This is a genomic window from Pseudomonas sp. MWU15-20650 (assembly GCF_023242475.1).
Taxonomy (GTDB): domain Bacteria; phylum Pseudomonadota; class Gammaproteobacteria; order Pseudomonadales; family Pseudomonadaceae; genus Aquipseudomonas.
The window spans coordinates 19,571-30,559 of sequence record NZ_JALJFG010000053.1 but is presented as its reverse complement, the minus strand read 5'-3'; the positions used below and the strand labels follow the sequence as shown (position 1 = coordinate 30,559).

Here is a 10,989-nt window from a genome sequence, read left to right as displayed (position 1 = left end):
ATTTTTTGACCGTGGTGATCAATCTTCCAGGGCGCGCACGCGCTGCATGCGCTTTTGCTCTACCGGCGCCGCCGCAGGCTGCAACTCAAAGTCAAAATCAATCTGCGCAAACCGCCCCGCCACACCGAACTCCCGCGCCAGTTGCTGATCGTCACTGAAGCGAATCTCGGCAATCAGCTCATCGCGCGTGGCATAGGCAAAATCGTCATGCAGGTACGGGTCATCCGACAGGTTGATCTGCGTGGTCAAGTGCCGATACCCAGGCGCCGAAATGAAGAAGTGAATATGCGCCGGCCGCTGCCCGTGGCGCCCCAGTTGATCAAGCAACTGCTGGGTCGGCCCGGTGGGCGGGCAGCCATAGCCCGACGGCACAATACTGCGAAAACGGTAGTTGCCCTGGGCATCGGTCTCGATGCGCCGACGCAGGTTGAACGCCGATTGCGTCGGGTCGAACCAGGAATAGGTACCGCCCGTATTGGCCTGCCATACATCGACAATCGCCCCCGCCAACGGCTTGCCATCGGTGTCGCGCACCTGCCCGCGCATGAACAGCGGCACTGCGTCGTCCTGGCCATCATCCAACCGCGCTTCGTACTTGGACAGCGGTGCACCGGCCACATACAGCGGGCCTTCGATGGTACGGGGTGTGCCGCCGGATGTACCGGCCTGCTCATCGGCCGCGTCCATCAGCAGGTCCAGGTAATGCTCCAGGCCCAACCCCGCGGCGAGCAGGCCGGCCTCCTGATTCTTGCCCAGTTCATTGAGGTAGTTGACCGCTTTCCAGAACTCCTCCGGGGTCACCTCCAGGTCTTCGATGATGTTCACGGTATCCCGCAGGATCCGGTAGATCAGCGCCTTGGTGCGCGGATTGCCAGCGTCATTGAGGTTGCCGCTGGCTTCTTCGAGAAACTGTTGGGCGTGGGCAGTCTGGGACAGTCGGATGGACATGGTGCATTCCTCATCTTGTAGTTATCAGGGTGAAAACCGGCCTAGCGGTCGTCCTCATGGATCGACGAAGGGTGCCGGCACAACGCGTTCACTTCGATGGCCATGTAGGGAAACAGCGGCAGTTGCATCAGCACGTCGTGCAGCGCTTGTACGCTGTCGACATCAAACACGCTGTAGTTGGCGTAGTGCCCGGCGATGCGCCATAAATGGCGCCATTTACCTTCTTGCTGCAGGCGCTGCGCCAGGGCTTTCTCTTCGGCCTTGAGGCTGGCGGCGCGCTCGGGGTTCATGTCGAGGGGCAGGTTCACGGTCATTTTTACGTGGAACAACATGGCAGGCGCCTCTTAGTGTTTGTCACGACGCAAGAACGCCAGGCGTTCTTCGTCGATGGCCAGGCCCAGGCCCGGTGCGGTGGAGACATGCAGCTGGAAATCGCGGTACACCAACGGCTCGGTAAGGATGTCCTCGGTGAGCAGCAGCGGCCCGAACAGCTCCGTGTCCCAGGCCAGTTTGTTCAGCGTGAGGAACGCATGCGCCGAAGCCAGGGTGCCGATGCCACCTTCGAGCATCGTGCCGCCGTACAGGCCGATACCCGCCGCTTCGGCGATCGCTGCCGTACGCAATACGGCACGTGGGCCGCCGTTCTTGGCGATCTTGAGGGCGAACACCGAGGCGGCCCCTTCGCGGGCCAGGTTGAAAGCGTCTTCGACACACTCGATGGACTCATCGGCCATGATCGGCGCCGGGCTCGACAGGTTCAGCCGGACCATGCCGCCCCGGTTATTGCGCGAGATCGGCTGCTCGATCAGGTCGATACCGTTGTCGCCAAGGACCTTGCACGCGCGCAAGGCCACGGCTTCATCCCAGGCTTGGTTGACGTCGACGCGCACACTGGCGCGCTCCCCCAGCGCCTTCTTGATAGCGATCACATGGGCCAGGTCACGGCTGACTTCACCGGCGCCGATCTTCAACTTGAAGATGCGATGGCGGCGCAGGTCGAGCATTTTTTCGGCCTCGGCAATGTCCTGCTCGGTGTTGCCGCTGGCCAGGGTCCAGGCCACCGGCAAGGCATCACGTACACGCCCGCCCAGCAGCTCGCTGACGGGCAGGTTCAGGCGTTTGCCGAGGGCGTCGAGCAAGGCGCTTTCAATACCGGACTTGGCAAAGGTATTGCCACGAATGCTGCGCTCCAGGCGCAACATCGCCGCGTTGATATTGCTGGCGTCCTGGCCGATCAACAGTGGCGCGAAGTGACGGTCGATGTTGATCTTGATGCTGTCCGGGCTCTCATTGCCGTAGCTCAGGCCACCGATGGTGGTGGCTTCGCCAATGCCTTCGATACCGTCGGCGCACCGTAGGCGGATGATCACCAAGGTCTGGTTTTGCATCGTGTGCATCGCCAGCTTGTGCGGGCGAATGGTGGGAAGGTCGACGATGAGGGTCTCGATCGACTCGATGGCGCAAATCGGCATGGCTATACCCGTTGGGTTCTTTATAGATTTGCGCCGATTCTGTGCCGTATTTTCAAAGGCTTCCAATATAGAATGGGTCTCAAGCAATACCCTATAGGTATGAAAGGAGCCGTTATGGAACTGCGTCATCTGCGCTATTTCCAGGTGCTGGGGGAAACCCTCAACTTCACTCGCGCCGCCGAACGCCTGCATATCGCGCAGCCGCCGTTGAGCCGTCAGATCCAGCAATTGGAGGATGAACTGGGGGTAATCCTGCTTGAGCGTGGCCGGCCGCTGCGGCTGACCGAGGCCGGACGGTTTTTCTATGAACATGCCAACGTATTGCTCGAACAGCTGGCCAAGGTCTGCGACAACACGCGGCGCATCGGCCAGGGCGAGAAAACCTGGCTGGGCATCGGCTTTGCGCCCTCGACCTTGTACGGCGTGTTGCCGGAGCTGATTCGGCGGCTGCGTAACCATGAGGCGTTGGCGCTGGAGCTGGGCCTGTCGGAAATGACCACCTTGCAACAGGTCGACGCGCTCAAGGCTGGGCGCATTGACGTGGGCTTCGGGCGCATTCGCATCGACGACCCGGCCATCGTCCAGCGCGTGCTGGTGGAGGATCGCCTGGTGGCCGTGCTGCCGAGCGGTCACCCACTGCTGGGTGCCCCCGCCACGCTCGCCCAGTTGGCCGCCGAACCCTTTGTGCTGTACCCCGGCAACCCGCGCCCCAGTTATGCCGACCATGTGATCGCGCTGTTCGGTACCCACGGGCTGAGCCTCAAGGTGGCGCAGTGGACCAACGAATTGCAGACCGCCATCGGCCTGGTGGGGGCCGGCATGGGGGTGACACTGGTACCGGCCTCGGTGCAGGTGCTGCATCGGGCGGATATTGGCTATACGCCGATTGTGGAGGCTACGGCGACGTCGCCGATTATTCTCAGCCGCCGAGTGAATGACCAGTCGCCAGGGCTGAGTCATTGCCTGCAATTGGTGGAAGAGCTGATCTGATATCGCCCGCACACCACACACCCAATGTGGGAGCGGGCTTGCTCGCGAATGCGCTGGATCAGCCAGCACCTGTATTGACTGACACACCGTCTTCGCGAGCAAGCCCGCTCCCACAGGTTGATCTTCATCAGGCTCAGATACTGCGCAGGCGCTTACGCTGCACGGTCTGGCTGGGCGACTCGTCAAACAGCTTGCGGTATTCCGCCGAGAACCGCCCCAAGTGCGTAAACCCCCAGCCCAGGGCAATTTCGGAAATCGTGCGCGTCGAACCGTGTTCGAGGATTTCCTGGCGCACCGCACCCAGCCGGTGTTTCTTCAGGTAGGCCATGGGCGACAGTGCCAAGTACTTGCGAAAGGCATCGAACAACTTGAACCGCGACACGCCCGCGGCGGCCTCCAGGTCCTCCAGGTGCACGGCTTCGCGAGCGTTGTCGTGGATGTACTGCCGCGCACGGATCAGGTAGTGCGGTAGTTTCACCCCCAGCACGTCGCGCAGTTCTTCGGAGTAGTTATTCGGCTGGGCGAGGATCAAGCCCTTGATCAGCGAGCTTTCCAGGTCCCGGGTAAACGCGGCCTGCTCGTACAGCTCGCTGCTGCGCTCCAGTTCTGCGATGAAATAACGCGCCATGCGCCACCACGAGGCCGACGCGCCGTCTACCGCATCCATCACCGACTCAAACCGCAGCGGCGCCTCGATGGGCCGCTGCAACAAGCCTTCCAGCGATTCACTCATCGCCGCCCGCGTAATCACGACCTGCAACTTGCGACAGTCACCGGAAATCGCCAACACCTGATGTTCATTGGGCGAGATGATCACCCCTTGATCGCAGTTGGACGTGAGGCGTTCACCGTTCTTGCTCAGTTCCTGCTCGCCCACCAGCGGCAGGCTGAGGCTGTAGCTGCTGAAGTGCTCGGCGTCTTCGATGTCGATGGTCACATCGGTGCCGTACTCGATCACGCCCAGGGTGGTGGCGCGGGACTTGAACACATTGGCGCTGTGGTGAAAGCGCAGGCGCGCAGGCGTGGTGGTCGCCAGGCGGTGGGGCCCGCAAATGCCGGACATCCAGCGGCAGGCGCCTTCCAGGTCGAAACGTTCGATACGGATATCGTGTGTATGGCTACTCATCAGGGTGCACCCACGGCGGTCAGGCTGTTGCGCGCTCTGGCGGCGCGTCCGGTAGATCAAGGCAAGTTCTGCGCCACACCAGCGCCTTTGCGACTGAGTGGATAGCAATCGTCGACTAAGTGGATAAGCCGCAGGTTTTTGCGCCCCTTGCCCTGATATGACAGTAGCGCATGACCGCACCCTGTCGCACTGCATTGGGTATTTGCTGCCCAATTTTCCGGCCTGCCTTCCCCCATTAAGCGGATAGCCCGCGCCCTGCATCGCCGCCTCTAATAAACCACCGATTAGCCCTCATCAAAAGGTGCCTCCCATGAGTGGTGCAAGAAGCGTCGAACAATGGAAAAGCTTTATCGAAGGCTGCCTGGACTTTCGCCCGGCTGATGAAGTATTCCGCATCGCCCGGGATATATTCACCGAGCCGGAACTGTTCGAGCTGGAGATGGAGCTGATCTTCGAAAAGAACTGGATCTACGCCTGCCACGAAAGTGAGCTGGCCAATAACCACGACTTCGTGACCCTGCGCGCCGGGCGCCAGCCGATGATCATCACCCGCGATGGCGAGGGCCAGCTCAACGCCCTGATCAACGCCTGCCAGCATCGCGGCACCACCCTCACCCGCGTCGGCAAGGGCAACCAGTCCACGTTCACCTGCCCATTCCACGCCTGGTGCTACAAAAGCGATGGCCGGCTGGTGAAGGTCAAGGCGCCGGGGGAATACCCGGAAGGATTCGACAAGGCCACCCGTGGCCTGAAAAAAGCGCGCATCGAGAGCTACAAGGGCTTTGTGTTTATCAGCCTGGATGTGAACGGCACCGACAGCCTGGAAGACTTCCTGGGCGACGCCAAAGTGTTCTTCGACATGATGGTCGCGCAATCCGCCACCGGTGAACTGGAGGTGCTGCCGGGCAAGTCCGCCTACACCTACGACGGCAACTGGAAGCTGCAAAACGAAAACGGCCTGGACGGCTACCACGTCAGCACCGTGCACTATAACTACGTGGCCACGGTGCAGCATCGCCAGCAGGTCAATACCGAAAACGGCACGGACGTCGGCACCACGCTGGACTACAGCAAACTCGGCGCCGGTGATGCGAACACCGACGATGGTTGGTTTGCCTTCAACAACGGCCACAGCGTGTTGTTCAGTGACATGCCCAACCCCAGCGTGCGCTCCGGCTACGCCACCATCATGCCGCGCCTGGTGTCCGAACACGGCCAGCAAAAGGCCGAGTGGATGATGCATCGCCTGCGCAACCTGAATATCTACCCCAGCCTGTTCTTTCTCGACCAGATCAGCTCACAGTTGCGCATCATCCGCCCGGTGGCCTGGAACAAGACCGAAATCATCAGCCAGTGCCTGGGGGTGAAGAATGAGTCCGACGCGGATCGCGAAAACCGCATCCGCCAGTTCGAGGATTTCTTCAACGTCTCCGGCATGGGCACGCCCGATGACCTGGTGGAATTTCGCGAAGCCCAACGCGGCTTCCAAGGCCGCCTGGAACGCTGGAGCGATATCTCACGCGGTTGCCACCGCTGGGAGACCGGCCCTACGCCAAACAGCGAAGCCATCGGCATCCAGCCAGCGATGACCGGCACCGAGTTCACCCACGAAGGGCTGTACGTCAACCAGCACCGCAATTGGCAGCAATTCCTGCTCAAGGGCCTGGACCAACAAGCGCTGAAACTGCGGGAGGTAAAGTGATGAATGCGCAATTGCAGTACCAGATCGAGCAATTCTTCTACCGTAAGTCCGAACTGTGCGACGCCCAGGACTGGGATGCCTATGTGCAACTGTTCGACCTGCAGAGTGAGTTCCACCTGCCGCAATGGGACTCGGAACACGTCTACACCCGCGACCCCAAGCGCGAGATGTCGCTGATCTACTACGCCAACCGTTCGGGCCTGGAAGACCGCGTATTCCGCCTGCGCACCGGCAAGGCCGCGTCAGCCACGCCCATGCCACGCACCTTGCACCTGATCAATAACGTGCGCGTGGCCGAGCAGGCCGATGGCACGCTGGAAGTGCGCTTGAACTGGCACACGTTGTTTTATCGGCTGGCAATGTCGGAGCAGTTTTATGGCAGCGCCACCTACAGCCTCAAACCCCATGGCGAGAGCTGGCTGATCACGCGTAAACACGCGTTGCTGCTCAACGACACCATCAACTCGGTGCTGGATTTTTATCACTTGTAGCGGTGGTGCATTGCCCTGTAGGAGCGAGCTTGCTCGCTCCTACAGGGGTTCATACCTATCCACGGAGTTATGCGGATGAATCACAAAGTGGCCTTCAGTTTTGCCGATGGCAAAACCCTGTTTTTTCCGGTGGGGCCCCAAGAAATCCTGCTGGATGCGGCGCTGCGCAACGGCATCAAGATCCCGCTGGATTGCCGCGAGGGGGTGTGCGGCACCTGCCAGGGGCGCTGCGAATCGGGCGATTACACCCAGGACTATGTGGACGAGGAAGCCCTCTCCAGCCTCGACCTGCAACAGCGCAAGATGCTCAGTTGCCAGACCCGCGTGAAGTCCGACGCCACCTTCTACTTCGATTTTGACTCGAGCCTGTGTAACGCGCCGGGGCCTGTACAGGTGCGCGGCACGGTCAGCGAGGTGCAGCAGGTTTCGACCAGCACGGCGATCTTGCAGGTTCAGTTGGAGGGGGGCCCGCTGGACTTCCTGCCGGGCCAGTACGCCCGCCTGTCAGTGCCCGGTACCGACAGCTGGCGCTCCTACTCCTTCGCGAACCGCCCCGGCAATCAAGTGCAGTTCCTGGTGCGCCTGCTGCCCGACGGGGTGATGAGCAACTACCTAAGAGAGCGCTGCCAGGTCGGCGACGAGGTGCTGATGGAGGCGCCATTGGGCGCCTTCTATCTCCGGCATGTCACCCAGCCGCTGGTGTTGGTGGCGGGCGGCACGGGGTTGTCGGCGTTGCTGGCGATGCTGGATGAGCTGGCCGCCAATGGCTGCACGCAACCCGTGCACTTGTACTACGGCGTGCGCGGGGCCGAAGATTTATGTGAGGCGGCGCGCATCAAGCAGTACGCCTTGAACATTCCCGGTTTCCGTTACACCGAAGTGCTGAGCGACCCGTCCCCCGAATGGCCCGGCAAGCGCGGCTACCTCACCGAGCATTTCGACTTGGCCGAATGGCGGGACAGATCGGCGGATATGTATGTGTGCGGTCCCCCTCCCATGGTCGAATCCATCCAACAATGGCTGGTGGATCAGGCGCTTAACGACGTTCAACTGTATTACGAAAAGTTTACGCAGAGTAATATCTGACCCTCAGCACTTCTGAGGGGCTGATGCGGCCTGCACTCACCCTTAAGAAAAACAAGTAGAAGGGAATGTTAATGGCGGATGACATGGTTAACCCGGTGGGCCTCAAGCGTGGCCTGAAGAACCGGCACATTCAGCTGATCGCCTTGGGAGGGGCGATCGGCACGGGGTTGTTCCTCGGCTCGGCCGGGGTACTCAAGTCGGCGGGGCCGTCGATGATCCTGGGCTACGCGATTGCCGGTTTTATTGCGTTCCTGATCATGCGCCAGCTCGGCGAAATGATCGTCGAAGAGCCGGTGGCCGGCTCCTTCAGCCACTTCGCGCACAAATACTGGGGCGGTTACGCGGGTTTCCTGGCGGGCTGGAACTACTGGGTACTCTACGTGCTGGTGGGCATGGCCGAACTGACAGCCGTGGGTAAGTACATCCAGTTCTGGTGGCCAGAGATTCCAACCTGGGTCAGTGCGCTGGTGTTCTTCGTCGCCGTGAACCTGATCAACACCCTGAACGTGAAGTTCTTCGGGGAAGCCGAATTCTGGTTTGCAATCATCAAGGTGGTGGCGATTGTCGGCATGATCGTGCTCGGCTGCTACCTGCTGTTCAGCGGCACGGGCGGCCCGCAAGCGTCCATCAGCAACCTGTGGAGCCACGGCGGGTTCTTCCCGAACGGCGGCATGGGACTGTTGATGTCCATGGCCTTCATCATGTTCTCGTTTGGTGGCCTGGAGCTGGTCGGTATCACCGCCGCCGAGGCCAGTGAGCCACGCAAAGTGATCCCCAAGGCGATCAACCAGGTGGTCTACCGGATCCTGATTTTCTACGTCGGCGCCTTGGCCGTGCTGCTGTCGTTGTACCCGTGGGACCAACTGTTGCAAACCCTCGGCGCATCGGGCGATGCCTACAGCGGTAGCCCGTTTGTGCAGATCTTCTCGCTGATCGGCAACGACACCGCTGCCCACATCCTCAACTTCGTGGTGCTGACCGCGGCGCTGTCGGTGTACAACAGCGGCGTGTACTGCAACAGCCGCATGTTGTTTGGCCTGGCCGAGCAAGGCGATGCGCCCAAGGCGCTGATGAAGCTCAACAAACAAGGCGTGCCGATTCGGGCGCTGGCGATTTCGGCGTTGGTGACCCTGCTGTGCGTCGTGGTCAACTACGTAGCCCCACACAGTGCACTGGAATTGCTGTTCGCGCTGGTGGTTGCTTCGTTGATGATCAACTGGGCGCTGATCAGCCTCACCCACATCAAATTCCGCAAGGCCATGGGTGAGCAAGGCGTGGTGCCGTCGTTCAAGACCTTCTGGTTCCCGTTCAGCAACTACCTGTGCCTGGCGTTCATGTTGATGATCATCAGCGTGATGCTGGCGATCCCAGGCATTCGCGAGTCGGTGTATGCGATGCCGATTTGGGTGGGGATTATTTACGTTGCTTATCGGATGCGGATCAGCAAGGGTAATGCGCAAATGAAAACACAGTAATCCCTGTGGGAGGGGGCTTGCTCCCGATAGCCGTGTGTCAGTCACTTATAGGTCGACTGACCCGCCGCCATCGGGAGCAAGCCCCCTCCCAGATTGCGATTGCGTTGCATATGAAAAGCCCCGGTGATCCGGGGCTTTTTGTTTAGAGCGTGGACCGTACTCGCCAGAGTTCGGGAAACAACACCGTGTCGAGCATCTTGCGCAGGTAACCCACGCCTTCGGTGCCGCCAGTCCCTGGCTGGAAACCGATGATCCGCTCCACCGTGGTCACATGGCGAAAGCGCCACTGACGGAACGAGTCTTCCAGGTCGATAAACTTCTCGGCCAACTGATACAAATCCCAATACCGGCTCGGGTCGCGATACACCTCACGCCACGCCGCCTCCACGGACTCATCATGCACGGTCGCCGCCGTCGGGTCGCGTTCGGCGCGTTTCGGATCAATCGCCAACCCCGCCTTGGCCATCAGGTTGATCGCCTCGTCATACAGCGACGGCGTAGCAATGGCCACCTGCAACTCCTGCAACAACGCCGGACGATGGGCATGGGGCCGCAGCAGCGCCGAGCTTTTGTTGCCGAGGATGAATTCGATCTCACGGTACTGGAACGACTGGAACCCGGACGACTGCCCAAGAAACGGGCGAATCGCCTTGTACTCCGATGGCGTCATCGTTGCCAGCACCGCCCAGGCATGTACCAACTGATCAAAGATCCGCGAAACCCGCGCGAGCATCTTGAACGCTGGCGGCAGTTCGCCCAGGCGCACATGTTCGCGAGCGGCCTTGAGTTCGTGGAGCATCAGCTTCATCCACAGCTCGGACGTCTGGTGCTGGATGATGAACAGCATTTCGTTATGGTCCGGCGACAGCGGGTGCTGGGCACTGAGCACTTTGCCCAGGTCCAGGTAATCGCCGTAGCTCATGGACTCGGAAAAATTCAGCTCGGCGTTATGCCACTCTTGCGCTGGCTGGGTATCGGCAGGCTTATAGTCTGGAGAGAAAGGACACTGGCTCATCGCGTAGGCTCCTTGAGCGGGCGGAGAATGGCGCGGACCGGGCTGGCGTCCAGGTGGGCAAACCGCAACGGCAGCGCGATCAGTTCGTAGTCGCCTTCCGGCACATCATCGAGCACGATGCCTTCAAGAATCGCCATGCCGTGGTGGGCCACCGCGTTATGCGAATCCATGGTCTTGGACTGTTGCGGGTCCAGCGACGGGGTGTCGATACCGATCAGGCGCACACCCAGACTGGCGAGCAGCTCGATGGTTTGCGGGGCGATGGCGGTGAAGTTCGAATCCCATTCGGTGAGTGGCGCTTGTGGATAAGTGCGCAGCAGCACGCGCTCGGGCAAGTTATCCACACGCCCTTCCAATTGGTGCGGCTGCACCAGCGCGCCACTGTCCAGGCAGTGCAACACCCGGCATGGGCCCATGTACACATCCAGCGACACCTCGCCAATCGGCGCGCCATCGGCACGGTAATGCAGCGGCGCATCCACATGGGCGCCGGTGTGCGGCGACAAAGTCACGCGCCCCACGTTCACCGGGCACTCCGGGCCGAACTGCCACACGCGCTCTTCCTGGAACGGCGTGTCGCCCGGCCAGGTCGGGGTCGCCGTGCTCAAGGGCGGGCTGATGTCCCACCACGTTTTTATTGGGTTCATTGCAAGGCTCTCACTGGGTACTGGAGAGAATGATACG

11 protein-coding genes are annotated in these 10,989 nt (G+C 60.8%); 5 read left to right on the top strand and 6 right to left on the bottom strand.

What is annotated here, in order from left to right; translation table 11 throughout:
- Positions 1-18 precede the first annotated feature (18 nt).
- From catA to M5B43_RS26185, 3 genes are read right to left on the bottom strand one after another with little or no spacing between them, the layout of a single operon-like run.
- Entirely contained in the window at positions 19-948 is a 930-nt protein-coding gene (catA, locus tag M5B43_RS26195) for a catechol 1,2-dioxygenase (protein ID WP_248752788.1), read from the bottom strand.
- Between the two features lie 41 nt (positions 949-989).
- Entirely contained in the window at positions 990-1,280 is a 291-nt protein-coding gene (gene catC, locus M5B43_RS26190) for a muconolactone Delta-isomerase (RefSeq protein ID WP_248752787.1), read from the bottom strand.
- A 12-nt stretch (positions 1,281-1,292) separates the two neighbouring features.
- Positions 1,293-2,420 carry a muconate cycloisomerase family protein gene (locus M5B43_RS26185; RefSeq protein WP_248752786.1) on the bottom strand — a complete coding sequence of 376 codons (1,128 nt, stop codon included), beginning with the start codon at positions 2,418-2,420 and terminating at the stop codon, positions 1,293-1,295.
- A gap of 114 nt (positions 2,421-2,534) precedes the next feature.
- Between M5B43_RS26185 and M5B43_RS26180 the strand changes: the two genes are divergently transcribed.
- Positions 2,535-3,410 carry a LysR family transcriptional regulator gene (locus M5B43_RS26180; RefSeq protein ID WP_248752785.1) on the top strand — a complete coding sequence of 292 codons (876 nt, stop codon included), beginning with the start codon at positions 2,535-2,537 and terminating at the stop codon, positions 3,408-3,410.
- Between the two features lie 133 nt (positions 3,411-3,543).
- Here the strand turns inward: M5B43_RS26180 and M5B43_RS26175 are convergent, their stop codons facing one another.
- A complete protein-coding gene (locus M5B43_RS26175) occupies positions 3,544-4,536 on the bottom strand; it encodes a helix-turn-helix domain-containing protein (protein WP_248752784.1) in 993 nt (330 codons plus the stop codon).
- Between the two features lie 310 nt (positions 4,537-4,846).
- On the opposite strand from M5B43_RS26175, the gene antA reads away from it, so the two are divergent.
- From antA to M5B43_RS26155, 4 genes are all read left to right on the top strand, one after another.
- Positions 4,847-6,238 (top strand): anthranilate 1,2-dioxygenase large subunit, encoded by a 1,392-nt coding sequence (gene antA, locus M5B43_RS26170; protein ID WP_248752783.1) that lies wholly within the window; start codon positions 4,847-4,849, stop codon positions 6,236-6,238.
- Positions 6,238-6,729, top strand: a complete 492-nt coding sequence (antB, locus tag M5B43_RS26165) for an anthranilate 1,2-dioxygenase small subunit (protein WP_248752782.1) — start codon at positions 6,238-6,240, stop codon at positions 6,727-6,729. Before antA ends, antB begins: the two co-directional genes overlap by 1 nt.
- 75 nt (positions 6,730-6,804) lie before the next feature.
- Positions 6,805-7,815 (top strand): anthranilate 1,2-dioxygenase electron transfer component AntC, encoded by a 1,011-nt coding sequence (gene antC / locus M5B43_RS26160; protein ID WP_248752781.1) that lies wholly within the window; start codon positions 6,805-6,807, stop codon positions 7,813-7,815.
- A gap of 71 nt (positions 7,816-7,886) precedes the next feature.
- Positions 7,887-9,290: an amino acid permease gene (locus M5B43_RS26155; RefSeq protein ID WP_248752780.1), complete on the top strand. Its 1,404-nt coding sequence runs from the start codon at positions 7,887-7,889 to the stop codon at positions 9,288-9,290.
- Between the two features lie 142 nt (positions 9,291-9,432).
- Here the strand turns inward: M5B43_RS26155 and kynA are convergent, their stop codons facing one another.
- A complete protein-coding gene (kynA, locus tag M5B43_RS26150) occupies positions 9,433-10,305 on the bottom strand; it encodes a tryptophan 2,3-dioxygenase (RefSeq protein ID WP_248752779.1) in 873 nt (290 codons plus the stop codon).
- Complete coding sequence (kynB, locus tag M5B43_RS26145; RefSeq protein ID WP_248752778.1) at positions 10,302-10,952, bottom strand: arylformamidase; 651 nt, start codon at positions 10,950-10,952, stop codon at positions 10,302-10,304. Before kynB ends, kynA begins: the two co-directional genes overlap by 4 nt.
- Positions 10,953-10,989 lie beyond the last annotated feature (37 nt).